The sequence below is a fragment of the Bradyrhizobium nivariense genome, from assembly GCF_029846695.2.
Taxonomy (GTDB): Bacteria; Pseudomonadota; Alphaproteobacteria; order Rhizobiales; family Xanthobacteraceae; genus Bradyrhizobium.
The window spans coordinates 15,861-39,697 of sequence record NZ_JARWCR020000074.1 but is presented as its reverse complement, the minus strand read 5'-3'; the positions used below and the strand labels follow the sequence as shown (position 1 = coordinate 39,697).

Here is a 23,837-nt window from a genome sequence, read left to right as displayed (position 1 = left end):
GACCCTGAAATTACAGCAATATGGTTGCCGCACGGGGATGTGAGTGGTATCCCGCGCCCATGACGACCGTCCCCATTTCCAACATCCGCAATTTCTCCATCGTCGCCCATATCGACCATGGCAAATCGACGCTGGCCGACCGCCTGATCCAGATGACCGGCGGCCTCACCGACCGCGAAATGGCCGGCAAGGAGCAGGTGCTCGATTCCATGGACATCGAGCGCGAGCGCGGCATCACCATCAAGGCGCAGACGGTGCGGCTCGCCTACCGCGCCAAGGACGGCAAGGACTACATCTTCAACCTGATGGACACGCCCGGCCATGTCGACTTCGCCTACGAAGTCTCGCGGTCGCTGGCGGCCTGCGAGGGTTCCCTGCTGGTGGTCGACGCCAGCCAGGGCGTCGAAGCGCAGACGCTCGCCAACGTCTACCACGCGCTCGATGCGGGGCATGAGATCGTTCCGGTGCTGAACAAGGTCGACCTTCCGGCGGCAGAGCCGGAGAAGGTCAAACAGCAGATCGAGGACGTCATCGGCATCGACGCCTCCGACGCCGTAATGATCTCGGCCAAGACCGGCCTCGGCGTGCCCGACGTGCTGGAAGCGATCGTCACCCGCCTGCCGCCGCCGAAGGGCGATCGCGAAGCGACGCTGAAGGCGCTGCTGGTCGACAGCTGGTACGACGTCTATCTCGGTGTCGTCGTGCTGATCCGTGTCGTCGACGGCGTCATGAAGAAGGGCAGCCGGGTCCGCATGATGGGCACGGGCGCGGCCTATGACATCGAGCGCGTCGGCTTCTTCACCCCGAAGATGACGCAGGTCGACGAGCTCGGCCCCGGCGAGATCGGCTTCATCACCGCCGCGATCAAGGAAGTCGCCGACACCCGCGTCGGCGATACCATCACCGACGACAAGAAGCCGGTGACCGAGATGCTGGCGGGCTTCAAGCCGGCGATTCCCGTGGTGTTCTGCGGCCTGTTCCCCGCCGACGCCGATGACTTCGAGACCTTGCGCGCGGCGATGGGCAAGCTGCGGCTCAACGATGCCAGCTTCTCCTACGAGATGGAGACCTCGGCCGCGCTTGGCTTCGGCTTCCGCTGCGGCTTCCTCGGGCTGTTGCATCTGGAGATCATCCAGGAGCGGCTGTCGCGCGAGTTCGATCTCAATCTGATCGCGACCGCGCCGAGCGTGATCTACAAGATGAGTCTGACCGACGGGCAGGAAATCTCGATTCACAATCCCGTCGACATGCCGGACGTGGTCAAGATCGCGGAGATCCAGGAGCCCTGGATCGAGGCCACGATCCTCACCCCCGACGAATATCTCGGCAGCGTGCTGAAGCTGTGCCAGGACCGCCGCGGCTCGCAGAAGGAGCTGACTTACGTCGGCTCTCGCGCGATGGTGAAATACGATCTGCCGCTCAACGAGGTCGTGTTCGACTTCTACGACCGCCTGAAGTCAGTCTCCAAGGGCTACGCCTCGTTCGACTATCATCTCACCGACTACAAGCCGGCCGATCTCGTCAAGATGCAGATCCTGGTCAACAACGAGCCGGTCGACGCGCTCTCGATGCTGGTCCACCGCACCCGCGCCGAAGGCCGCGGCCGCGCCATGGTCGAGAAGATGAAGGAGCTGATCCCGCCGCACATGTTCCAGATCCCGATCCAGGCGGCGATCGGCGGCAAGGTGATCGCCCGCGAGACCGTGCGCGCGCTGCGCAAGGACGTCACCGCAAAGTGCTACGGCGGCGACATCACCCGTAAGCGAAAACTTCTGGAGAAGCAGAAGGAAGGCAAGAAGAAGATGCGGCAGTTCGGCAAGGTCGACATCCCGCAGGAAGCTTTTATTGCCGCGCTGAAGGTGGATAGCTGAGGCGGGGGTCCGCGCCGTTGCGACCAGGGTGACAGCAAGAGTTTCGGGACGAGACCGTTCCGACCCGAGCCTTTCGTGGTCGACAAACAAAAAAACGCAAAACAACCCCATGCACAGTAGGCATGAGGTTGTTTGCATTCAGTTTTTCTGATTACACGAAACCCGTTTTGACACGTCGGGCAAAACACGGGCAGAATGGCATCATGGCCGCGGCTGCGATCGGAAGTGGAATGCCCCGGGGCTGATTGGGCAGATCAGCTTGACGACGAACCATTCACGGCCAGTGAATTCGTAGAGAACACGAAGCTAAACAGCGAGATCGGGCGGCGGCTTGCGGAAGCTGGTCGCCTGCTCGAAGGCGAAGGCTAGGCGCAGCAGCTTGTGCTCGCTCCAGGCTGTCCCTGCGAGGGTGATGCCGAGCGGATAGTCGGGCGTGTCCTTGTCGTCGGTCCCCGAGACGAAGCCTGCGGGCACCATGACACTGGGATAGCCTGCTTTGGCGGCGATCGCTGCGCCCATAGCGCCGGGGAACAGGACAGCGTCCAGCTTGTGCTGCTTCATGTAGGCGTCCATACCACGCGTCTTAGCCGAGAGCAGGTCCATGGCGCGGGCTGACTTGTACTCGCGCTCGCTCAGATCGCCCCTCGTCCCGTCGGCGGCGAGGAACAGGTCCTGGCCAAAGCGCAGTGCCCTGCCGGCATTCGCCTCGTTGAAGGCAACCACATCGGCGACGCACTTGACGTCGGTGTCGGTCGCCCAGTCCTTCAGGTAGAGGTTGAGATTACGCTTAAGCTCATAGAGGAAAACAATCGGCCGTGCGACCGCATTGCCTTTGTTGCCGCTCAGAGGATTGCGATTGAGCACAGCCATGGTCGTGCCTGGTCCGCTCAGCCAGCCGGCCGCCGGCATGCTGGCCCGCACGATGCCGGCGCCCATATCCTCCAGCACCTTAATCACGCCGGCCATCAGCTTGGCCCCGTCCGGCGGCAACTTGCCGTAGTAGCAATCGTTCAGCGGATCGGCGGGGTCGCTCGGCACGCCGATCCGCGCGCCCTTCATCGCATCGCGCGCGAGATCGGCGGTGTAATCGGCCGGCCTACGCTGCCGCTCCGTCGTGGGGTCGAGCGGGTCCTTTGCAGCCAGCACGTTCAGCAGCATCGCCGCGTCTCGCACGGTGCGCGTCATCGGCCCCGCTGTGTCCTGGCTGTGCGAGATCGGCACGATGCCGGCTCGGCTGATCAGTCCGACCGTCGGCTTCACGGTGACGAGGCCATTCCGGCTCGCCGGATGCAGCAGGGAGCCGGACGTCTCGGTGCCAATAGAGGCCGCACACAGACCTGCCGCCACGGCGACCGCCGAACCCGAACTCGATCCGCCCGGGTCTATGAGCGGGATACCGTGATCGTCGGCGAGCGCCGGTACGTAGGGATTCCTGACCTGGCCGCCGAGCGACGAATAGCCCGAGGGCATGTCGATAGCGAGCATATTGGCGAACTCCGTCAGGTTCGCCTTGCCGAGGATCACCGCGCCTGCGTCACGCAGCAGCTTGATGAGGGTGGCGTCGTCCCTGGCGCGCGCGCCCTCCAGCGCCAGCGCGCCGGCGGTCGTCGGCTGCTTGTCACCGGTCGCAATATTATCCTTCAGCAGGATCGGAACGCCTGCTAGCGGCCGTTTGGCCGAAGGCTTCGTACCGTCGAGCCTGCCCGCCACCGTGAGCGCATCGGGATTGAGCGCGCGGACCGAGTTGAGCATGGGCCCATTGCGGTCGTAGGTCTCGATGCGCGCGAGATAGGCTTTAGTCAGCGCCGTGGCGGTGATCCGGCCTTCGGCCAAAGCGTCCACAATGTCGCGCATGGGCGCGTGCTCGAGCTTCTGCATGGGCGGCCCCTCGGCGTCGGCAGCAGCCGCGAAAACACGAACATTGCTGCGGGTTAGCTTCTTCATGACGTGACTCTGGGCGCCACCTCTGATTGTGCTACATTCTGGTAGCATTAATCCGGATTGCACGACCAGCGGATTGCCAAGGCTGCCGCGTAACTTCCGGTCTTGACCAGAGACTTCGCTGGAGCGATCCATGCAATGCACGATCCGGCCGGCGCGTGATGAGGACGCCGAGGAGATCAGCGGCGTGATCTTGCGTGCGCTCCGCGAAACCAATGCGAAGGACTATACGGACGAGATCATCGAGCGCATCGGACGGAGCTTCAGTGCAGACTCCGTGCTGCAGCTGATCGGGAAACGGGCCGTCTTCGTCGCCACTCTTGGCAGCCGCGTGGTTGGAACAGCAAGCCTTGACGGAAGCGTGGTCCGTACAGTCTTCGTGGCTCCCGACGTTCAAGCCAGCGGTATTGGCAAGCTGCTGATGGCCGCGATCGAGCGCACCGCGCGCGAGCGAGACATTGCCTCGTTGACTGTTTCCTCCTCGGTCACTGCCGAGACTTTCTATGCCTCGCTCGGGTTCAACGCCGTGCGCGACAGCTATCATGGTGACGAACGCACGATCATCATGGAGCGATTGCTCGATGACGCTCGTAGGATGGGTTGAGCTCTTGCGAAACCCATCGCTCTGGCGGGCGGACGTAGTATCATGACGTTTGATGGGTTTCGCTTCCGCTCTACCCATCCTACGATCCAGACCGATCGAAGCTGCGGAGGAAGCGAAGCTAAGATACCAAGGCCAGTTTCGCCTACCGCCGCGCGGCGAGCACGTTCGAAGGAGCCGTTTGCAACGCTGCGCGCCTCTCGACGAGGGCATGATCGAACAGTTCGAGCACCAGGCCAAAGGCTGCCAGTTCCTCCTCCTCGACGGCGCCGTCATCGTAGCAGCCGAGCGTTTCCTCGATGATGGCGTCGACCTCCTGCTGCATGGCCAGCAGTTCGTGATCGAATTCCGCGGTGCGCACCTTGGAAACCATGGCCAGAATTCTGTTGCGATGGCTGGTGTTCTCGTCCCTTTCATCCCGATTTAGATATTGACGCAGCCAAGCGCCGGCCGAACCAATCCCGGAGAGAAGCAGGAGCGCAAACCAGAAGTAGTCGCCATATCTGTCGAGGAAGGTGCGCTCAGTTCCGTCGATCACGGCCGCCGCTCCCCGGTGTACCGGCAGCTCGGCTTCTTTCTCGGTGTCCGGCTTGGTGATTTGCGCGGCGCCAGGCACTTGCCTTGCAATCGCCTGCCGGAGCGCGAATTGCTGGCGGTAAAACGCCGCCACTGTCGTTTCGGACAAGGCTTTCCGTGCGACGATCAAATGGCTGACACTGACAGTCTCCACCTTGTCATCCGGCCAGGCTGGACTCGCATTGAAAATGCTTGGCGGAATTTCCTCCGATTCATAACGCGGATGCTTCAAGGCGATTGCTTCCGATGCGTCGATCGCGAGAAATTTCGGCTCGCCGCGCCTCCGGGCGGTTGCGGCGACCGCGTCGGCGGTTATCTTGCTGTCGAGCGGGCCGACCGCCATGAAGGCGTCGAGGGTCGGGTCGCGCGCCAGTTCGTCGATTTGACCCGTGCCGAATTGGGTGACCGTGACCTTGTCCGGCTGCACACCGGCGGCGCTCAGGATGACTCTCAGCAACGCGGCGTTTGCCGGGGTCGCGCCGATCACCCCCACCTTGCGCCCGGCGAGATCGGCGACCTCCTTGATTTTCGGCGCGGGCTTTCGCTTGGAGCCCTTAGCCGCAGGTCCCGGAGAAGACCACAGCACGACGAAATTCTTGCGCAAGATGACGACTGTTTGCGCGTCCGCCGGCATCTCCAGATCGCCGCGACCGACCGCAAGGTCGGCCTTGCCGGCACCGAGCAGAGCGAGAGCTTCGGCCGCCCCGGCAGTCGCGATCGGAGACAGTCTCACGGTCCTGCTTTCGTTGGCAAAGGCCTCGGTCATCGCCTCGACCACTTTGTGATCGTTGCTTCCAGGCGGTCCGACGGCAATCCGGAGAGTTATCGGCCGCAGCGCATAATACAGTGTGCCCGCAGCGGCTCCGAAAACGAGAAATCCAATGGCCAAAATCAGCAGTAGGGTCTTCCCCCTTCTCCGCCCTCGGCGGGCTGCGTCAGTGCGTTTCATCGGGGCATCAGACGAGGACATTTGCCGCTGCCGGTTGGAGGCCAAAATCGCTGCCTGTTCTGGAAGAATATCATGTTCTTCTCAAAGGCGATAACGTCCGAGCGGCCGGACTTGTTTCTTGGGCCGGCGCGCGCTTCTGGAAGCTTGCGCCATCATCTCTGGATTCAGCACTTCAGGTTTGCGCTCCCCGGAATGGCGGCCTCACCACCTTGATCCTCCCCGCCAGATAGATCACCATCGCGTCTCTTGCCGCTCACGACAGAATGGGCGAGGAAACGCGCATGAACGCAACGCCCGGAGTTGGCCTCGTCGAACGTGCCCGCGCACTTGCGCCGCTCATTTCGGGCGAGGCTGACGAGATCGAGCGGACACGGCGGCTGACGCCGGCTGTCGTCGACGCGCTGATCGAGAACGGGCTCTATCGCGCGCTACTGCCGCAGAGTCTTGGTGGCGCCGAGGCTGCGCCGGAAGCCTTCATGCAGATACTGGAGGAGATCGCGAAAGCGGATGCCTCCACCGCCTGGTGCCTCGGCCAATGCAGCGTCTGCGCGATGATCGCGGCTTCGCTCGACCACGACACCGCGCAGGAGATCTTCAACACACAGCCCGGCATCCTCGCCTGGGGCGCGATTGCGCACGAGGCGCGGGCGGTCGAGGGCGGCTACCGCGTCACGGCGCGCTGGGATTTTGCCTCGGGCTCACGGCAGGCGAGCTGGCTTGGGGCGCATGTCCGAATTGTCGGCAGCGACGGCTCGCCGCGCAAGAATGCCGACGGGTCGGCGGAGGTGCGCACCATTTTGTTTCCTGCGACGAGCGCCGTGCTGCACGACGTTTGGCAAGCGATCGGGCTTGCCGGCACCGGCACCGATTCCTACGAGGTGAGCAATCTCTTCATTCCCGAACGTTTCACTGCGTTTCGTGACGTGCCGTCCGCGCTGCGCGAGCAGGGGCCGCTCTACAGGATCGGCACCGGCTCGGCCTTCAGCCTCGGCTTTGCCGCGGTCTCGCTCGGCGTGGCGCGCGCCACGCTGGATGCGGCGATCGCGCTGGCGCGTGGAAAGCATCCGTCGCTGGCGGCAAGCGCCATGCGCGACAATCAGGCGGTCCAGGGCCTGATCGGCCGCACCGAGGGTGATTTGCGTGCCGCGCGCGCGTACCTGTATGCCACAGCGAATGCGATGTGGCGCGATCTCGGCGCGACCGGGGAGTTCAGCGCGGCGCAGCGCAGCGCTATCAGGCTCGCCGCGACCTGGACCATCCACCAATCGGCAAAAGTGGTCGACACCGCCTATCACATGGCGGGTGCGACCGCGGTGTTCCGCAGTCATCCGTTCGAACGCCGGTTTCGCGACATGCACGCCATCGCCCAGCAGATCCAGGCGCGCGACACGCATTACGAGGATGTCGGCAGGGTGATTTTGACGAGCAATTGAAGGCCGGCGGGCTTGCTCAACCTCTCCCCGCTCTTTGCGGGGAGAGGTCGGATCGTCCCCGGCGATGCGAAGCATCGTCCGGCGCGATCCGGGTGAGGGGCAAGGCAACATGCCGACCAGAGCAAAGGTCGATCCGACGCGCATGATGGGCGCATATACTTCGAGCCGAGCTCGCGGAGGCGCCCCTCACCCCACCCTCTCCCCGTAAGAACGGGGCGAGGGAGTGAAAGAGCAGCGCGTCCCTTACCTTAGGAAATTCATGGCGAACTGCAGCATCACGCCACCAGCGCGGCGTCCTCGTCGTCCACGGCATCGATGCCGCGCTGCGCAGCCAGCAGGCTGACGATCTCGGCGTTCGGCCGGGCCTTGCTGAACAGAAACCCCTGGCCTTCGTCGCAGCCTTCGGCCCGGAGGCAACTCAGCTCGGCTTCGGTCTCGACGCCCTCGGCGGTGATGATGACACCGAGGCCTTTGCCGAGACTGACGATGGAGCGGATGATCGCCTGGGCCTCGCGGTTGGCGCCGAGATCGCGCACGAAGGACTGGTCGATCTTGATCTTGTCGAAGGGAAAGCTGCGCAAATAGCTGAGGCTGGAATAGCCGGTGCCGAAATCGTCCATCGAGATGCGCACGCCGAGCGCGCGCAGCGCATGCAGCGTCGCCAGCACCTGGGCGCTCTTCTCCAGCAGCAGCGTCTCCGTGATCTCGAGCTCGAGCCGCCGCGGCGGCAGGCCGGAATGCTTCAGCGCGTCCGTGACCACCGAGAGCAGATTGCCGCTGCGAAACTGGAGCGGCGACAGATTGACGGCGACGCGGACGTCGTCCGGCCAGGTCGCGGCATCGAAGCACGCGCGGCGCAGCATCAACCCGCCGAGCGGATTGATCAGCCCGGTTTCCTCGGCGACCGGAATGAACTCGGCCGGCGAGACCATGCCGCGCTCGGCATGCGGCCAGCGCACCAGCGCCTCGAAGCCGGTGATGCGGCCGCTCTGGAGGTCGATCAGCGGCTGGTAGTACGGCCGCAGCACGTCGTTCTGGATCGCGTCGCGCAGCTCGACCTCGATCTTGCGCCGGCTCTGCGCTTTGGCGTCGAGCGCGGCCTCGAAGAAGGCGAACGTGCCGCGGGCATCCAGCTTGGCGCGCGACAGCGCCATGCCGGCGCTCTTGAGCAGCTTTTCGGCATCATCGCCGTCGCCCGGCGCCATCGCGATGCCGATGGAGGCGCCGATCACCACGGAATGGCCGTCGAGCAGATAGGGATCGGCGATGGCTTCCAGCAAGCGCTTCGCCAGCAGCACCGCGTCCTCAGGGCGCGTCAGGCCGCTCTGCACGATCGCGAACTCGTCCGAGTTGAGCCGGGCCAGCGCGTCTTCCTCGCGCAAGGTCGAGCGCAGCCGCTTGGCGACGCCGCGCAAGAGCTTGTCGCCGACCGCGTGTCCCAGCGTGTCGTTGACCGCCTTGAAATTGTCGAGCCCCAGCATCAGCAGGGCGACCTTGTCGGTGCTGCGCCTTGTATGCAGCAGCATCTCGTCGACCTGCTGGCGCAGCAGATTACGATTGGGCAGGCCGGTCAGCCCGTCATGCTGGGCCATGAAGGCGAGCCGCGCCTCGGCGCGCTTGCGCTCGGTGATGTCCATCAGCGCGAGCAGCACCGCGGGCCGCTCGGCATAGGTCAGTTCGCGGGAATAGATCGCAAGGTCGATCAGAGCGCCGTCGGCCTTGACGTGCTTCCAGGTGCGCCCAGCCTGCTCCTCGCCGGTCGGATCGGTGGTCCAGGGCGGCTCGCTGTCGAAAGCCTGCAAGGAGCGGATTTTCAGCCGCTCGAAGTCGATCCGGCTGTAGCCGTAATGGGCGACCGCAGCATCGTTGACGCCGAGGATGCGCTCGTCGTCCAGCGCGCAGACGATCATGGGGACTGGATTGCCGTCGAACAGCAGGCGGAACGAGGCCTCGCGCTGCTTCAACTCGGTGATGTCGACGCGCAGGCCGACCACGCCGCCGTCCTCGGTCAGCCGCTCATCGATCAGGATGACGCGGCCGTCCGCCAGCTGCTGCTCGTGGCGCGCGCCGGGCTGATAGAGTTTTTGCAGCCGCTCGGCGATCCATTCTTCCTCGTGGCCGGCAGCCTCGGGATAGTCGCCGCGGGCGACACCGATGCGTAGCGTGTCCTCGAGGCGGGCGCCTTCCTCGAACAGATCGGCGGTCTTGCTGTAGATCTCGGCGTATTGCTTGTTCCAGAGGACGTAGCGGCCCTCGGCATCGAGAAACACGATGCCCTGCGGCAGGATCTCGATGGCCTGGCGCAGGCGCTCATGGGATTTGCGCGCTTCCGCGATCGCGGCCTCCGCCTCGGCGCGGCTCTGCAGAACTTCGTCGCGTTCGGGCCGAGGATGAGGCGCGCGCGCGAAGCGCGGCTTGCGCGGCCGTTGGCCGGTGTGGGCAAGCACGCTTCCGTTTCGTCGTTTTGTTCTTCGAGACCCCAAACTCAACTTCACTCGTCCCAGTCGCGCCCAGCAACCGCCAGTTTTGGAGCAAGTGTCTGAAAAAAAAGTAATCTTGGGTGGGTCGGCGTTGGGCGCACGGTCCGGCGGCCGCAAGGAAAGCAGCCCTTATTGCCCGTTTGCGAGGCTTGGCAGCGTCGACGGGCGCGCCAGGCGCATCGCGGCGTCGCCACCGGAGAACGAGATGGCACAAAATTGCGCGCTGCCTTGAATCATTTCCGAAATCGCGCGCGATTGCATGCAGAAGGGAATGAGTACGCATCCCACGCACGAATTTTGGTCAATGCGTGAGAGGGTTATCGCGTCGTTAAAAATCGGCCGGCCCCGCGCGAGGGAATTGCGACTTTTGGACGATATTTCAGCCGAAGGACGGTTTCTTAACCCTGACGCAGCGTTGGGATATAAGGATGTCAGCATGAGTCCCCGCCGCCTCGCCCCTCTCCTGCTCGTCATGACGCTCCTGGCCGCCGGCGACGCGCTGGCCCAGGACAAGGGCAGCGTCACCCCAAAACCGCTGCCGCCGCTCACCAATCCGAACGATCCCAAACTTGGCGCCAAGGAGCTGTTCGCACGAAAGCTGCTGCCGTCGAAGGGACCGGCGCATGTCATCGGCTCCTACGTCAAGGGCTGCATCGGCGGCGCCGAGCAGATGCCGCTCAACGGCGACAATTGGCAGGTGATGCGGCTGTCGCGTAACCGCAGCTACGGCCACCCCGAGATGATCGCGCTGATCAAGCGTCTCGCGGCCAGGGCGCACAAGGACGCGGGATGGCCGGGCATCCTGGTCGGCGACATCGGCCAGCCGCGCGGCGGGCCGGCGCTGTCAGGCCATGCCAGCCACCAGATCGGCCTCGATGCCGACATCTGGCTGACGCCGATGCCGGACCGTCGCTTGTCGCGTGATGAGCGCGAGGAGATGTCGGCGGTGATGATGGTGCGGCAGGACCGGCTCGACATCGATCCCAAGATGTTCACGCCTGGTCACGTGCTGGTGCTGCGCGACGCGGCGCAGGAGCCGGCGGTGCAGCGCATCTTCGTCAATGCCGCGATCAAGAAGGCCCTGTGCCGCGAGGCCAAGGGCGACCGCTCCTGGCTGTCGAAGGTACGGCCGTGGTGGGGGCACGACTATCACTTCCATATCCGCATGCGCTGCCCGGCGGGCGCCGGCGAATGCGAGGGCCAGCCGTCGCAATCCGAGGACGAAGGCTGCAAGCCCGCCGATCTCGCCTACTGGTTCAGCGACGCCGTGCTGCACCCGAAACCGCCGCCGGAGCCACCGAAGCCGAAACCGCCGATGACGCTGGCGCAGATGCCGGCCGCCTGCAAGGCCGTGCTGCACGCGGGCGATGCGAAGCCGTAGAGCCACTGCCGTCGTCCTGGCGAAAGCCAGGACCCATTACCCCAGGGAGAGGCTGTGGCGCGAAGCTGTCAATCACATGTCTTCGCTAAACTACTCCCTGGGGTAATGGGTCCTGGATCGGCGCTCGCTCCGCTCACTTGTCCAGGACGACGATAGCTGGTTCACGCCGCATGAATGCGATAGAATGCGCTGCCGCTGTGCCGTAAGCCCGCGGCATCCCGGGATGAGCATCCCTTTCAACGAAGCCTGACCGCCAGCCCGCGCCTGCGCGTGGCCAACGATGAGATTTCACATGCGCATCCTCGCCTTCCTCGCCGCGGCCAAAGGACGGCACGTTTGCCGGCTTCACTGGCATCAAGGCGCCGAAGGCCGGGCTCTACACGGTCAGCCTGTCCACGGGCGCGTGGGTCGATATGGTCCAGGACGGGCATTTCCTCAAGCCGGTGGCGTTCAGCGGCGCGACCGATTGCGACGGCATCCGCAAGATCATGAAATACGAGCTGTCGGCGCAGCCCGTCGTACTCCAGGTCAGCGGCGCGAAGGACAATTCGCTGTCGATCGCGATCCTGCCGGCGCAATAGGCGGATGTTGTTGTTTGCGCATGATCTTTTCGGAAAACCGCACCACACTTTCTCCGGCTCATGCGCTCGGTCGCCTTTGACCTGGCGCCCCAGCCTGCTATCTTCGCAGATGCGATATCCCGGCCGGCCGTAAGCCGCTGCGGGGACCCGTGGAACAGCGCTTCCGCCCGTCGCAACGCATGACCCACCCAACGCCAGATTTGCGCGTGCTTCTCGCGCGCGCGAACTCGCACGGAGCGCATCCATGATTCGAATTGCCGGACTTTTCACCGCCTTCGCGATCCTCGCGGCCGCAAGCTTTTCGCCTGCCGCCGCCGAGGACAAGACCATCACCGTGTTCGCCGCCGCCTCGATGAAGAACGCGCTCGACGAGATCGACGCGGCCTACACCGCCAGGACCGGAGTCAAGTTCAGCGTCAGCTATGCCGCGAGCTCGGTGCTGGCCAAGCAGATCGAGCAGGGCGCGCCGGCCGACGTGTTCGTCTCCGCCGACACCGACTGGATGGACTACGCGATCTCCAAGAAGACCATCAACGAGCCGACCCGGGTCAATCTGCTCGGCAACAGCATCGTGCTGATCGCGCCGAAGGATACAGAGATCAACAACGTCACCATCGCGCAGGGTTTTGATCTCGCAAAACTCGCCGGCGACGGCAGGATCGCGACCGGCGATGTCAAGTCCGTGCCAGCAGGAAAATATGCCAAGGCGGCACTGGAGAAGCTCGGAGCGTGGCAGGCGGCGGAGCCGAAATTCGCCATGGCCGAGAGCGTGCGCGCCGCGCTGACGCTGGTGGCCCGCGGCGAGGCCAATCTCGGCATCGTCTATTCGACCGATGCCAAGGTCGAGCCCGGCGTGAAGATCGTCGGCACCTTCCCGGCGGATTCGCATCCCGCGATCATCTATCCCGTCGCCGCGACCACGATTGCGAAGGGCGAGACCAGCGACTACCTCGCTTTCCTGCGCTCGTCGGCCGCCAAGACTATCTTGGAAAAATACGGTTTCAAGTTCCTGATCAGTCCCTCGACTTAGTTTCTGCGACGTGATGTCTGCGACTTGATGTCCGAGATTTCATCCGCCGAATGGACGGCGATCCTGCTCTCGCTCAGGGTCGCCGTCGTTGCAACGCTGGTGGCGACGCCATTCGGCATCGCGCTGGCATGGCTGCTCGCGCGGCGTGATTTCTGGGGCAAGTCGGTTCTCGATGCGCTGGTGCATCTGCCGTTGGTGCTGCCGCCCGTTGTCACCGGCTATCTGCTGCTGCTCACCTTCGGCCGCCGCGGCCTCGTCGGCGGCTTCCTCGCTGACACGCTCGGCATCGTCTTCGCCTTTCGCTGGACTGGTGCTGCGCTCGCCTGCGGCCTGATGTCGTTCCCGTTGCTGGTGCGTCCGATGCGGCTGTCGATCGAGGCGATCGACCGCCGGCTCGAGCAGGCCGCCGAGACGTTGGGCGCCGCGCCCTGGAAGGTGTTCTTCACGGTGACGCTGCCCTTGGCGCTGCCCGGCGTGCTCGCCGGCATGGTGCTGGGCTTTGCCAAGGCGATCGGCGAGTTCGGCGCCACCATTACCTTCGTGTCGAACATTCCCGGCGAGACCCAGACCATTTCGTCGGCGATCTATTCGCTGATCCAGACGCCGGACGGCGACGCCGCCGCGGGACGGCTCGTGATCGTCTCGATCGTGCTGGCGCTCGGCGCGCTGATCGCCGCCGAGTGGTTCGCCCGCCGCGCCACCGCGCGCCTGCACGGAAACTGATCATGCTGCGCGTCGACATCGAAAAACAGCTCGGCGAATTCTCGCTCACCGCCTCCTTCGCGAGCGAAGGCCGCGTCATCGGCCTGTTCGGCGCGTCCGGTGCCGGCAAGAGCTCGCTGGTCAACATGATCGCGGGGCTGCTGCGGCCCGACCGCGGCACCATCGTGATCGACGGCGAGACCGTCGACGACACCGCGGCCGGCATTCATGTCCCGACCTGGCGCCGCCGCATCGGCTACGTGTTCCAGGATGCGCGGCTGTTTCCGCATCTCAACGTCGCGCAAAATCTCGACTATGGAAGGCGGATGAACGGCCTCGCCTCCGATCCGGCACAACACAAACGCATCATTGACTTGCTCGACATCGGCGCCCTGCAGGGTCGCCGCCCCGGAAAGCTCTCCGGCGGCGAGCGCCAGCGCGTCGCGCTCGGCCGCGCGCTGCTGTCCAGGCCGCGGCTGCTGTTGCTCGACGAGCCGCTCGGCGCGCTCGACGAGGGCCGCAAGCTGGAGATCCTGCCCTATCTGGTGCGGCTGCGCGACGAGGCCAACGTCCCCATGGTCTATGTCAGCCACGACGTCGCCGAACTGCGCCAGCTCGCGACCCAGATCGTGATGCTGAAGCAGGGCCGCGTGACGTCGTTTGGCGGGGTGAAGGTGCTGACGTGAGGGGCTTGTGACGTGACCGGTCTTTTGCCCGTCGTCCCTCAGCTCGCGAACAGCGGCCGCGCGGCGTCGGCCAGAATGCCATGCGCCCGTCTGACGTTGTCGAGAAACTGTCGCACGCTTTCCTGCCAGGTGAAAGTCAGGGCATAGGCCCGGCATTTTTCGCGCGGCAGCTGCAAGGCGGCAAGCGCCGCGCGGCGCAGGTCGGCATCGAGACAGCCGCAGCCCGACGTGCCGATCACGTCGAGCGGCCCCATCACCGGGAAGGCCGCAACCGGCAGGCCGCACGCCAGCGCTTCGAGGATCACCAACCCGAACGTATCGGTCAGGCTCGGAAACACGAAGACATCGGCTGACGCGTAGACGTCGGCGAGCGCTCGCCCGGTTCGCGTGCCGAGAAAATGGACCTGCGGAAACCGCGCCTGCAGGCGCGCACGCAACGGCCCGTCGCCGACCACGACCTTCGAGCCCGGCAGGTCCAGGGCAAGGAAGGCCTCGAGGTTCTTCTCGACCGCGACGGCCGACATACAGGAACACCGGCCCCGGAAAGGTGAGTGGCTGCACGCTGCGGGGACGAAACAGCTCGGCATCGACGCCGCGGGACCACGGCATCAGGTTGCGGAAGCCATGCGCCTTCAGCGCCTGCTCCAGCGTCGGCGAGCCGACCATGATGCCGTCGCCGCTGTTGTGGAAACGGCGCAACGCCGCATAGCTCCACTTCAGCGGCACCGGCAGCCGCTCCGCCAGATATTCAGGAAAACGGGTGTGATAGCTTGTCGTGAACGGATAGCCGCGGGTCTGGCAGACATAGCGGGTGATCCACCCGATCGGCCCCTCGGTCGCGATGTGCACGGAATCCGGGCCCATGCTTTTGATCGCGCGCTCGATTCGCCCCACAGAGGCCAGCGCAAGGCGGATCTCCCGGTAGCCAGGCAGCGGCACGGTGCGGAAATCATCCGGCGTGAGGAAGCCGATCCTGGCGCCGAACGAAGGCGCTTCGCTGGCGAGATATTCGAGCGAGCGCACCACGCCGTTGACCTGTGGGCGCCAGGCGTCGGTTGCCACCAGCACGCGCATCAGGCGACCGCCCGTGCGAACGGCACCACGCTCGACGAGCCCGACATCTGCTGTGGCCGCGCCTCGACCCAGCGGATGATCTCGAACCGGCCGTCATGATGCTCGACGACACCGGTACAAGATTCCACCCAATCGCCGGTGTTGATGTAGCGAATGCCGAACTCGTCATGCATGGCCGCGTGGTGGATGTGGCCGCAGATCACGCCCTGCGCATCGTGCCGCCTTGCTTCCGACGCCAGCACCTCCTCGAAGCGGCCGATGTGATTGACCGCATTCTTGACCCGCAGCTTCGCCCAGGACGAGAACGACCAATAGGCAAGCCCGAACCGGCTCCGGATCCAGTTGAGCCAGACGTTGGAGGCAAGCGCCGCGCGATAGCCGACATCGCCGAGCAGCGCCAGCCAGCGGGCGTGGCGTACGACGAGATCGAAGTGATCGCCATGGACGACGAGATAAGCGCGGCCGTCGACGCCCCGGTGGATCGCGTGCTCAACCACCTCGACGCCGCCGAAGGTCGAGCCGACATAGTCGCGCACGAACTCGTCGTGATTGCCGGCCACATAGACGAGCCGCTTGCCGCGCCGCGCAAGATCGACGAGCTCCTGCACCACCGCATTGTGCGTGCCTGGCCAATACCAGCTCGACCGCAGGTACCAGCCATCGACGATGTCGCCGACCAGGAACACGGTGTCGGCGTCATGGTGATGGAGAAAGTCGATCAGCTGCTCGGCCTGGCATCCCCTCGTCCCAAGATGGACATCGGAAATGAACAGGCTCCTGACCTTGACGACGTCGGGCGGCAAAGCCGCCTCCCTGTCCAGGCGCTGCGCCGATCGGTCGCCGCTATCGCGCAGGAATGCCATCGCGGCAGCTTCCGCCAATCCCGCGACCGCCTTCGTCACATCGCGGTTGGCGCGGCGCCGGAAGATCGAGCGATGCCAATAGACGCCGACGGCAAGAACCAGGAGCGCGAACTGGGCGCCACGATGCCGCCCGTCGGACGCCGCGACGCCGAACTGAAGGCCGGCGAGCAGAATCAGCACCGCGGCGGTGAGGTGCTCAAGCGCGTGCGAACCGGACCGGAACCGGGACAACAGGGGTCTCATGCGATCTCCTCCACAGCCTTGGGGGCGGTGATGGCGCGCGACGACGCGAGGCGCGGCCGCGCGATCGCCCGCGCGTAAAAGCGAAGTCCGAGAATAATCGCGACCTCCACGGCGACGAGGATGGCGACCACCCAGAAGCCGATGCCGACGGGATCCTGGCCGCTGCCGCGCAACGCATAGCCAAGGCTCAGAAACGGCATGTTCCAGATCACGGTGCCGATCGCGGTGGCGGTGACGAAGGCGCGTGGCTCCAGCCGCAACACGCCGGCCGGCAACGCCAGATAGATCCGCACGGTCGGCAGCGTCTGGCCGATCAGCGTGACCCAGAAATGGTTGCCGCGGTAGGCGTTGGTGAGCTTCTGGTAGAGCGAGGGCCGCAGCAGCACGTATTTGCCGTAAGTCCTCACCAGTCGCTCGATCCGCTGCGAGCCGAGCGCGCGGCCAAGCCCGTACCAACCGATCGCGCCGACGACCGATCCAACACTTGTCGCCACGATGGTCATGGCCAACATCGCGCCGTCGGACACGGTGAGACCGAGCAGCATCAGCAGAACGTAAGACGGAAGCAGCGGAATGAATTTCTCGGCGATCGCCAGGCAACCGATGCCCAGCAGGCCGAAGTGCAGAAACATTGCGATCGTGCTCGACGTGTCCATGGTACCTCGATCACGCGTGGGGGGGACGGCGGCTGATCCGGTACACCGAGGCCGGAGGCAGGTTGCGATAGGTTTGCCCGATGCAGCTTGCCTGCAGGTCGAGGTGGTCGAGGATCTCATCAGGGACAGGACAGCGCGGACCGTAGGTGATCTGGTAGAGCGCGCCGCCCGGACGGAGATAGGCAAACGCGCCGCCGAGAATCGCCAGCACTTTTCCCGGCGGCATCGTGAGCAGTCCGAGTCCGCTGACGACGGCGCCGACCGGCGCCCCGTCGAACAGTTTTTCTCTCACCAGCCAGGCCGCATCCATCCACAGCACGCGCGCGCCGGGGAAGCGCTGCTGCAGCAACGGGATGAAATCGGAGCCGTATTCGACCAGCGTCAGATCCTGCTGCCGGACGCCGCGATCGAGCAATGCGCGGGTGAACACGCCGGTGCCGGGGCCGAGTTCGATGACGGGGCCGGTGTCGGCCGTGATCTCCTGCGCCATCAGCGACGACGCGGCGGGTCCTGACGGCGCAACCGCTGCGACACGCAGAGGATCGCGAATCCAGGCGAGGAAGAACGGCAGGATGTCAGCAGACGACATGCCAGCTCTCCCTCGTGATGCAGTCGATTTCGCAGACGGGAGTCAGTACCAAGGCCATTCAAATGTCTTTCGCTTGCTCGTGTCCGCCGTCGAATGCGGAGCCACGCGCGAGGTGAGCCATGTCGAGCCCGGCAAGATGATCAAGCCTGACCCGATAGTGGCTTCAGTCTCACGTCAACATTGCGAGAGTCTGTCGCGAATGCGCGTCTTTCAGAAAAACATCCGCGACGTTCTCGCTGGATGGAGCCGCAAGGTTGCCGCAATGATTTGGACAAAAAACCGGCAGCAACGAGCGCGAGGGGCGCAACACCGTTCGGTCGAGTGAAGATGCTGGCCTAAGGCGGCCGTAGCCCGGATGGAGCGGAGCGCAATCCGGGGTTCTGCTGCGCCGATGCGGTGGTCCCGGATTACGCTGCGCTCCATCCGGGCTACTCACCGTCATTGCGAGCGTAGCGAAGCAATCCAGAGTCTTTCCGCGGAGGCAGACTGGATTGCTTCGCTGCGCTCGCAATGACGTGTGGAGAGTTCAGCGTTTCCGCCGTTTCGGCTTCACGGTGCCGAACACATCCGTCAAATCCTCAGTTGCTGGCGTCGCATCGTCATCCAGATGCAGGCGGCTCTCCACATGCAGGAAATGCTCGCGAGACACGGCGATGGCGCGGGCGACGTCGCGGGCGCGAAGCGCCTCGACGATGGCGCCGTGCTCGTCGACGGCGCAGATCGAATCGGTGGCGGGCTCGTAGACCGAGACCATCACCGAGGACCGGCTGAGCAGATCGGCGAGGAAGTGCGACAGCTCCGCATTGCCGAGCGCCTCCACCAGATGAACGTGGAACGCGCCCGACAGCCGCACCGAGGCGGCACGGTCGCCGCGCGTTGCGGCGGCGCGCTCCTCGGCGAGATGCGCCGTCAGCCGCTTGATCAAGGCATCGTCGACATGGCGCACGAGTTGCGTCAGCACGCCGGCCTCGAGCACGCGATGCGCCTCGTAGACGCTGCGGACGTCGTCGAGCGTCGGGCGCGGCACGCGGGCGCCGCGATTGGGGATCATCTCCAGCCGCCGCTCGGCACCGAGCCGATGCAGCACCTTACGGATGCGCTCGCGCGAGACGCCAAATATCCCGGCGAGCGGCGGCTCGGCGAGCTTCGCCCCGGCCTTCAGCTTGCCCTCCAGCAGCGCGTGCAAGATGGCCTGATAGACCGCCTCGTCCTCCGCCGGATTGGCCTTGCCGTTTCTCTTGCCGTTTCCCTTGCCGTTTCGCCTGTGCTGCGTCGCCATGGCGGTAGCTAGGCCTAAAGGCTGCGCAGCGTCACCTCCAAAAAATGTGCACATTTGCCGCGCGGCGATGCAGGCCTCGTGCAGGTGTCAAAATCATCGTTTACTTAAGTTGTTGATTTATATCTATTTTCTGAAAATGTGCACATTTGGCATGGCGCTTGCTGCGTCTTCGTTGCAAGCTTTACGCACAACAAACGGGACATGCCCATGCACACCCCCTCCCGACGCAGCGTTTTGACATCCGGCGTGGCCTTGGCCGCGATCATCGCCGCCCCGGCGCGGCTGCGCGCCGCGCCCAGGGAGATCGTCGTCGGCGGCCCCGCGGGCGCCGCGAAATATTTCAACGCCGATTTGTTTCCGGTGCTGGAGAAGAAGCTCGACTGCAAGGTGCTCTACGAGGGCACCAACTCGCTGACCAATCTCCAGAAGATGCAGGCCGACAAGGCGGCGCCGAAAATCTCCGTCGTCATAATGGACGATCCGGTGATGCTGCCGGCCGCCGCCGACGGCCTGATCACCAAGATGTCGGCATCGTCCATCGCCAACCTCGGCAAGCTGGTCGACGGCTCGGTGCATCAGGACGGCATGTGGGCGAACTATCAGCGGCCCTGGGCCGGCATCGCCTATTCGACCAAGCGCATGAAGACCGCGCCCGCCAAATGGTCCGACCTGTGGGACGCGAAATACGCCTCCAAGGTGATCGTGCCGTCGCTGTCGAACACCGAAGGCTTCTGGACGCTGCTCGCGGCCGCGCATCTCGAGACCGGCAAGCCCTACAAGGAGGCGCAGTACGAGATCGACGCCGCCTTCAAGAAGGCGAAGGAACTGAAGGCCAACCTCTTGAACGTCTACACCAACGCGCCGCAGGCCATCAATCTGATGGAGCAGGGCGAGGCCTGGATGATCGGCGGCCAGTTCTCCGCCTACACACTGATCCGCAAGGCGGAGGGATCACCGGTCGATCTCGCCGTGCCCCAGGATGGCGGATTTGCGATGCCCTCGGGCATCGCGAAGGTGGCCGGTGCACCGGCCGGCGATCTTGCGGATGCCGTGATCGATTTCTTCCTGAGCCCGGAGGCGCAGACCATCCTCGCCGACAAGGCCTTTGTTGCGCCGACCAACAAGGGCACGCCGACGCCGGCAGGCTTCCCCGATCCCGCCTCGCTGTTCGCGCCGGACTGGGCCTTCGTCGCCAAGAACCGCGCCTCCTGGGTCGACCGCTGGAGCAAGGAGATGACATGAGCGAGAGCAGCCCGCATCTCGTCGTCCGCAGCGTCTCCAAAAAATACGGACCGACGACGGTCCTCGACCATATCGACCTGACCATTCGCCGCGGCCAGCTGGTGACGCTGCTCGGCCCTTCCGGCTGCGGCAAGACCACCCTGCTACGCGCCATTGCCGGCCTGGCGCAGCCCGACACCGGCAAGGTCGAGCTCGCCGGGCGCGACATCACCCACGTGCCGCCGCACAAGCGCAATGTCGGCGTGGTGTTCCAGAGCTACGCGCTGTTTCCGCATCTCACCGTCGCCGGCAACATCGCATTCGGGCTGAAGGTGCGCGGCGCGGCCAAGCGCGAGATCGACGCCGCGGTGGAACGCGCGCTGTCGCTGGTCAGGCTCGGCCATCTCGCGGGACGGCGCATCTCGGCGCTGTCGGGCGGCCAGCAGCAGCGCGTGGCCCTGGCGCGCGCCATCGCGGTCGAGCCTGACGTGCTGCTGTTCGACGAGGCGCTGTCCGCGCTCGATCGGAAATTGCGCGAGGAGATGCAGGTCGAGCTGCGCCGCCTGCTCCAGGACGTGAAGGCAACCGCGATCTTCGTGACGCATGACCAGGACGAGGCGCTGACCATGTCCGACCGCGTCGCGGTCATGAACAAGGGACGGATCGAGCAGCTCGCCGAGCCGCGCGAGCTGTATCTGCGGCCCGCAAGCCTGTTCGCACTCAACTTCGTCGGGCTCTCGACGCGGATTGCCGGCACAGTGCTGGCGGCTGGCAACGGCAAGGTCGAGGTCGAGACCAAGGTCGGCCGCTTGTCGGCGCTCGGCAATTTCCAGGCGGGTTCGCCCGTCATCGTCGCAGCGCGCCCCGAGCAGCTTCGGATCGGCGAGCAAGGCGAAGCGAATACGGCCGCGGGCCGGGTCCGCTCCGTGGTGTTCCAGGGCTCGCGCACGCTGGTCGAGGTCGATGCCGGGGCCGGCGAAAGCCTGCTCGCCGAACTCTCCGGGCGCGACGGCGCGATCCCTGATGTGCATGACGAGATCCGCCTGAGCTGGCCGGTGACCGAGACCTTTGCATTTCCGATGGAGGCGCAGGCATGACCGAGGCGGCCCTTCCGGCGCCTGTGGCAGCGCCTTCGATCGATCGCGAGCGGCTCGCCGCCATCGGATTCGTGCTGCCGTCCTTCGTCATCATCGCCGGCGTGTTCGCGCTGCCGCTGGTGCTGCTGCTCGGCGTCAGCATCGTCGATGCCAACGGGCTGACCTTCGCCAACTACAGGCGCCTGCTCGGCACGCCCTATTATCTGGGCGTGGTCTGGAATTCCTTGCGGCTCGGGCTGCTGACGACCCTGATCGCTTTCCTGATCAGCTATCCCGCCGCCTTCGCGCTGGCGCGCGCCCGCGGCGCCTTGCGCTCGGTGCTGCTGGCGACGCTGTTCCTGCCGCTGGCGGCCAGCGTCATCGTCAAGGCGTTCGCCTGGACGATCCTGTTGCGTAGCGACGGCATCGTCAACGAGACGCTGATCGCACTCGGCATCATCGAAGACCCGATCCGGATGATCTTTACCGAGACCGCGCTGATCGTCGGCGCCGTCAACATCTTTCTGCCCTTCATGATCCTGCCGATCTACGCGATCGTGGCCCAGCTCGATCCGCGCTATGCGGAAGCCGCCGCGACACTCGGCGCTTCGCCGCTCGTGACGTTTGTCCGCGTCATCCTGCCGCTGACCCTGCCCGGCATCATCGCCGGCGTGGCGCTGGTGTTCTCGCTCTCGGTCTCCGCCTATGTGGTGCCGACGCTCCTGATCGGCGAAAAATATCCGACGCTCGCGACCGCGATCGCAAAGGCCTATCTGCTGGCGCGCGAACCCGGCTTCGGCGCCGCTGCCGGCGTCGTGCTGCTGGCGATAGCGATTGCCGTCGTTGCGTTCAGTGCGCGGCTGTCGCGGGAGCCGAAGTGATGACACGCGCCGCGATCATCGTCTGCTGGGTGATGGCCATCGGGCTGGCCCTGTTCCTGATCGCGCCGCTGCTCGTGATCGCAGCGGCAAGCTTCTCGCCGACGCCGGTGTTCGACCTGCCGCTCACGGGTGCATCGACGCGCTGGTACGGCAAGATCGGCCGGCTCGACGGCTTCTGGCCGTCGCTGCTGCTGTCGCTTCAGATCGCGCTGCTGTCGACGGCGATCTCGCTGGTCTGCGGAACGCTGGCCGCGATCGCGATCGCGCGCGGAAAGCTGCCGGGCGCAAACATCTTTGCGACCGCGCTGGTTTCGCCGCTGATGATGCCGGGCCTCGTGCTCGGCATCGCGCTGCTGCAAGGTTTTCGCGCCGTCGGTTTCACCACGCCCTGGGCGACGCTGCTGGTCGCGCATCTCGTTATCACGCTGCCCTACGTCGCGCGCACGATGATCGCCGGTCTCGCGCGGTTCGACTTCACGCTGATCGAGGCGGCGCGGACGCTCGGCTGCACCTATCCCGGCAGCGTGCTGCGGGTGATGGTGCCGGCGCTGGCGCCATCGTTCCTGATCGCCGGGATATTCTCGTTCCTGGCCTCGTTCGACAATTATCCGGTGTCGATCTTTCTCGCCGACGTCCGCACCAAGACGCTGCCGATCCGCATGCTGCAATATATCGAGGAGGCGCCCGACCCGACGCTCGCGGCGCTCTCCACCCTCATCCTGTCAGGCACGGTGATCCTGCTGTTCGTCAGCGACCGCGTCGTCGGCCTGCATCGCATGGCCGGAACTTCGGACTGATCCATGAGCGAAGCGAATCAACCCGTCTCACAACGCGACTTCGCTGGTTATCGCGGCAAGCCGCCCAACCCGCACTGGCCGAACGGCGCGCGCGTCGCGGTGTCGCTGGTGGTGAATTTCGAGGAAGGCTCGGAGTTTTCCGTCAACGACGGCGATGCCGGCAACGAGGCGATCTACGAAGTGGTCCACAAGCTCGACGGCCCGGATTCCTGCATCGACAGTCATTTCGAATACGGCACGCGCGCTGCATGGTGGCGCATCATGGACCTGTTCGACGCATACGGTGTTAAGGCGACGGTGAGCTCCTGCGGCCGCGCGGTCGAACGCTCGCCGGAGCTGGCGCGCGATGCCATTGCCCGCGGCCATGAGGTGTCGGCCCATGGCTGGCGCTGGCAGAGCCACGCCGACATGGACGAAGTCAGCGAGCGCAAAATCATTGCCAGGACAGTGGTGGCGATCGAGCGCGCCACCGGGCAGCGCCCGGTCGGCTGGCACACGCGTTCAGCGACTTCACCGAACACGCGGCGCCTGCTGGTCGAGCACGGCGGGTTCCTCTACGACAGCGACGCCTATAATGACGACCTGCCCTATTACAGGGAGGTTGCCGGCAAGCAGCATCTGGTGCTGCCCTACGCTTTCGACACCAACGACATGCAGTACTACAACGCCTCGCGCTTCAACGGCGCCGACTTCGCCGACTATGTCATCGACGCGTTCGAGTGGCTGAGGCGCGAAGGCGAGACGGCGCCGAAGATGATGTCGATCGGCCTGCATCTGCGCATGATCGGCCGCCCCGGCCGGATCGGCGCTCTGGAGCGGATCCTTGCGCATGTCACCGGCAGCAGTGCCGCCTGGGTCGCGCCGCGAGCGGCAATCGCGCGACATTGGGTGACGGCGGTGCCGGCTGAGTGATCCTCGCCGACACCG

At 65.1% G+C, this 23,837-nt stretch carries 19 protein-coding genes and 2 pseudogenes; 13 read left to right on the top strand and 8 right to left on the bottom strand.

Features of this window, described 5'->3' with window-relative positions:
• Positions 1–59 precede the first annotated feature (59 nt).
• Positions 60–1,871, top strand: coding sequence for a translation elongation factor 4 (gene lepA / locus QCM77_RS37855; RefSeq protein WP_280096284.1), 1,812 nt, complete (start codon positions 60–62; stop codon positions 1,869–1,871).
• A gap of 306 nt (positions 1,872–2,177) precedes the next feature.
• Here lepA and QCM77_RS37850 read toward each other — a convergent pair whose 3' ends face one another.
• A complete protein-coding gene (locus QCM77_RS37850; RefSeq protein WP_280096283.1) occupies positions 2,178–3,815 on the bottom strand; it encodes an amidase family protein in 1,638 nt (545 codons plus the stop codon).
• A gap of 130 nt (positions 3,816–3,945) precedes the next feature.
• Here QCM77_RS37850 and QCM77_RS37845 point away from each other — a divergent pair, with 130 nt between their 5' ends.
• Positions 3,946–4,416, top strand: coding sequence for a GNAT family N-acetyltransferase (locus tag QCM77_RS37845; protein WP_279666120.1), 471 nt, complete (start codon positions 3,946–3,948; stop codon positions 4,414–4,416).
• 142 nt (positions 4,417–4,558) lie between these two features.
• Here QCM77_RS37845 and QCM77_RS37840 read toward each other — a convergent pair whose 3' ends face one another.
• Entirely contained in the window at positions 4,559–5,959 is a 1,401-nt protein-coding gene (locus QCM77_RS37840) for a TAXI family TRAP transporter solute-binding subunit (protein ID WP_279690401.1), read from the bottom strand.
• A 260-nt stretch (positions 5,960–6,219) separates the two neighbouring features.
• Here QCM77_RS37840 and QCM77_RS37835 point away from each other — a divergent pair, with 260 nt between their 5' ends.
• Positions 6,220–7,371, top strand: coding sequence for an acyl-CoA dehydrogenase family protein (locus QCM77_RS37835; RefSeq protein ID WP_280096282.1), 1,152 nt, complete (start codon positions 6,220–6,222; stop codon positions 7,369–7,371).
• Positions 7,372–7,646: 275 nt separating this feature from the next.
• Here QCM77_RS37835 and QCM77_RS37830 read toward each other — a convergent pair whose 3' ends face one another.
• Positions 7,647–9,818, bottom strand: a complete 2,172-nt coding sequence (locus tag QCM77_RS37830) for a putative bifunctional diguanylate cyclase/phosphodiesterase (protein WP_280096281.1) — start codon at positions 9,816–9,818, stop codon at positions 7,647–7,649.
• 469 nt (positions 9,819–10,287) lie between these two features.
• Here QCM77_RS37830 and mepA point away from each other — a divergent pair, with 469 nt between their 5' ends.
• From mepA to modC, 5 genes and pseudogenes are all read left to right on the top strand, one after another.
• Positions 10,288–11,232, top strand: coding sequence for a penicillin-insensitive murein endopeptidase (gene mepA, locus QCM77_RS37825; protein ID WP_280096280.1), 945 nt, complete (start codon positions 10,288–10,290; stop codon positions 11,230–11,232).
• Positions 11,233–11,546: 314 nt separating this feature from the next.
• Positions 11,547–11,813, top strand: a pseudogene (locus QCM77_RS37820) (hypothetical protein); the annotation flags it as partial.
• A 244-nt stretch (positions 11,814–12,057) separates the two neighbouring features.
• Positions 12,058–12,843, top strand: a complete 786-nt coding sequence (modA, locus tag QCM77_RS37815; protein WP_280096279.1) for a molybdate ABC transporter substrate-binding protein — start codon at positions 12,058–12,060, stop codon at positions 12,841–12,843.
• A gap of 27 nt (positions 12,844–12,870) precedes the next feature.
• A complete protein-coding gene (gene modB / locus QCM77_RS37810) occupies positions 12,871–13,566 on the top strand; it encodes a molybdate ABC transporter permease subunit (RefSeq protein WP_280096278.1) in 696 nt (231 codons plus the stop codon).
• Between the two features lie 2 nt (positions 13,567–13,568).
• Positions 13,569–14,231 (top strand): molybdenum ABC transporter ATP-binding protein, encoded by a 663-nt coding sequence (gene modC, locus QCM77_RS37805; protein ID WP_279666111.1) that lies wholly within the window; start codon positions 13,569–13,571, stop codon positions 14,229–14,231.
• A gap of 38 nt (positions 14,232–14,269) precedes the next feature.
• Here modC and QCM77_RS37800 read toward each other — a convergent pair.
• The 5 genes and pseudogenes from QCM77_RS37800 to QCM77_RS37780 form a co-directional block, all read right to left on the bottom strand.
• Positions 14,270–15,305, bottom strand: a pseudogene (locus QCM77_RS37800) (glycosyltransferase family 4 protein).
• Positions 15,305–16,168: a UDP-2,3-diacylglucosamine diphosphatase gene (locus QCM77_RS37795; RefSeq protein WP_280096288.1), complete on the bottom strand. Its 864-nt coding sequence runs from the start codon at positions 16,166–16,168 to the stop codon at positions 15,305–15,307. The pseudogene QCM77_RS37800 and the gene QCM77_RS37795 overlap by 1 nt, the downstream one beginning before the upstream one ends.
• 239 nt (positions 16,169–16,407) lie before the next feature.
• Positions 16,408–17,067: a DedA family protein gene (locus QCM77_RS37790; protein WP_279690386.1), complete on the bottom strand. Its 660-nt coding sequence runs from the start codon at positions 17,065–17,067 to the stop codon at positions 16,408–16,410.
• A gap of 10 nt (positions 17,068–17,077) precedes the next feature.
• Positions 17,078–17,656 carry a class I SAM-dependent methyltransferase gene (locus QCM77_RS37785; RefSeq protein WP_280096277.1) on the bottom strand — a complete coding sequence of 193 codons (579 nt, stop codon included), beginning with the start codon at positions 17,654–17,656 and terminating at the stop codon, positions 17,078–17,080.
• Between the two features lie 526 nt (positions 17,657–18,182).
• Entirely contained in the window at positions 18,183–18,935 is a 753-nt protein-coding gene (locus QCM77_RS37780; RefSeq protein ID WP_280096276.1) for a GntR family transcriptional regulator, read from the bottom strand.
• A gap of 207 nt (positions 18,936–19,142) precedes the next feature.
• Between QCM77_RS37780 and QCM77_RS37775 the strand changes: the two genes are divergently transcribed.
• From QCM77_RS37775 to QCM77_RS37755, 5 genes are read left to right on the top strand one after another with little or no spacing between them, the layout of a single operon-like run.
• Complete coding sequence (locus QCM77_RS37775; protein ID WP_280096275.1) at positions 19,143–20,177, top strand: extracellular solute-binding protein; 1,035 nt, start codon at positions 19,143–19,145, stop codon at positions 20,175–20,177.
• Complete coding sequence (locus QCM77_RS37770) at positions 20,174–21,253, top strand: ABC transporter ATP-binding protein (RefSeq protein WP_280096274.1); 1,080 nt, start codon at positions 20,174–20,176, stop codon at positions 21,251–21,253. Before QCM77_RS37775 ends, QCM77_RS37770 begins: the two co-directional genes overlap by 4 nt.
• On the top strand, positions 21,250–22,113 hold the full coding sequence (locus tag QCM77_RS37765) for an ABC transporter permease (protein ID WP_280096273.1): 864 nt from the start codon (positions 21,250–21,252) through the stop codon (positions 22,111–22,113). The genes QCM77_RS37770 and QCM77_RS37765 overlap by 4 nt, the downstream gene beginning before the upstream one ends.
• Positions 22,113–22,910: an ABC transporter permease gene (locus tag QCM77_RS37760; protein WP_279666100.1), complete on the top strand. Its 798-nt coding sequence runs from the start codon at positions 22,113–22,115 to the stop codon at positions 22,908–22,910. Before QCM77_RS37765 ends, QCM77_RS37760 begins: the two co-directional genes overlap by 1 nt.
• Before the next feature lie 3 nt (positions 22,911–22,913).
• On the top strand, positions 22,914–23,822 hold the full coding sequence (locus QCM77_RS37755) for a polysaccharide deacetylase family protein (protein ID WP_280096272.1): 909 nt from the start codon (positions 22,914–22,916) through the stop codon (positions 23,820–23,822).
• The last annotated feature ends 15 nt before the right edge of the window (positions 23,823–23,837 follow it).

Bases quoted from the DNA above. Each gene is read 5' to 3' on its own strand.
- lepA (WP_280096284.1), top strand. From the start codon at position 60: ATGACGACCGTCCCCATTTCCAACATCCGCAATTTCTCCATCGTCGCC.
- QCM77_RS37850 (WP_280096283.1), bottom strand. From the start codon at position 3,815: ATGAAGAAGCTAACCCGCAGCAATGTTCGTGTTTTCGCGGCTGCTGCC.
- QCM77_RS37845 (WP_279666120.1), top strand. From the start codon at position 3,946: ATGCAATGCACGATCCGGCCGGCGCGTGATGAGGACGCCGAGGAGATC.
- QCM77_RS37840 (WP_279690401.1), bottom strand. From the start codon at position 5,959: ATGTCCTCGTCTGATGCCCCGATGAAACGCACTGACGCAGCCCGCCGA.
- QCM77_RS37835 (WP_280096282.1), top strand. From the start codon at position 6,220: ATGAACGCAACGCCCGGAGTTGGCCTCGTCGAACGTGCCCGCGCACTT.
- mepA (WP_280096280.1), top strand. From the start codon at position 10,288: ATGAGTCCCCGCCGCCTCGCCCCTCTCCTGCTCGTCATGACGCTCCTG.
- modA (WP_280096279.1), top strand. From the start codon at position 12,058: ATGATTCGAATTGCCGGACTTTTCACCGCCTTCGCGATCCTCGCGGCC.
- modB (WP_280096278.1), top strand. From the start codon at position 12,871: ATGTCCGAGATTTCATCCGCCGAATGGACGGCGATCCTGCTCTCGCTC.
- modC (WP_279666111.1), top strand. From the start codon at position 13,569: ATGCTGCGCGTCGACATCGAAAAACAGCTCGGCGAATTCTCGCTCACC.
- QCM77_RS37795 (WP_280096288.1), bottom strand. From the start codon at position 16,168: ATGGCATTCCTGCGCGATAGCGGCGACCGATCGGCGCAGCGCCTGGAC.
- QCM77_RS37790 (WP_279690386.1), bottom strand. From the start codon at position 17,067: ATGGACACGTCGAGCACGATCGCAATGTTTCTGCACTTCGGCCTGCTG.
- QCM77_RS37785 (WP_280096277.1), bottom strand. From the start codon at position 17,656: ATGTCGTCTGCTGACATCCTGCCGTTCTTCCTCGCCTGGATTCGCGAT.
- QCM77_RS37780 (WP_280096276.1), bottom strand. From the start codon at position 18,935: ATGGCGACGCAGCACAGGCGAAACGGCAAGGGAAACGGCAAGAGAAAC.
- QCM77_RS37775 (WP_280096275.1), top strand. From the start codon at position 19,143: ATGCACACCCCCTCCCGACGCAGCGTTTTGACATCCGGCGTGGCCTTG.
- QCM77_RS37770 (WP_280096274.1), top strand. From the start codon at position 20,174: ATGAGCGAGAGCAGCCCGCATCTCGTCGTCCGCAGCGTCTCCAAAAAA.
- QCM77_RS37765 (WP_280096273.1), top strand. From the start codon at position 21,250: ATGACCGAGGCGGCCCTTCCGGCGCCTGTGGCAGCGCCTTCGATCGAT.
- QCM77_RS37760 (WP_279666100.1), top strand. From the start codon at position 22,113: ATGACACGCGCCGCGATCATCGTCTGCTGGGTGATGGCCATCGGGCTG.
- QCM77_RS37755 (WP_280096272.1), top strand. From the start codon at position 22,914: ATGAGCGAAGCGAATCAACCCGTCTCACAACGCGACTTCGCTGGTTAT.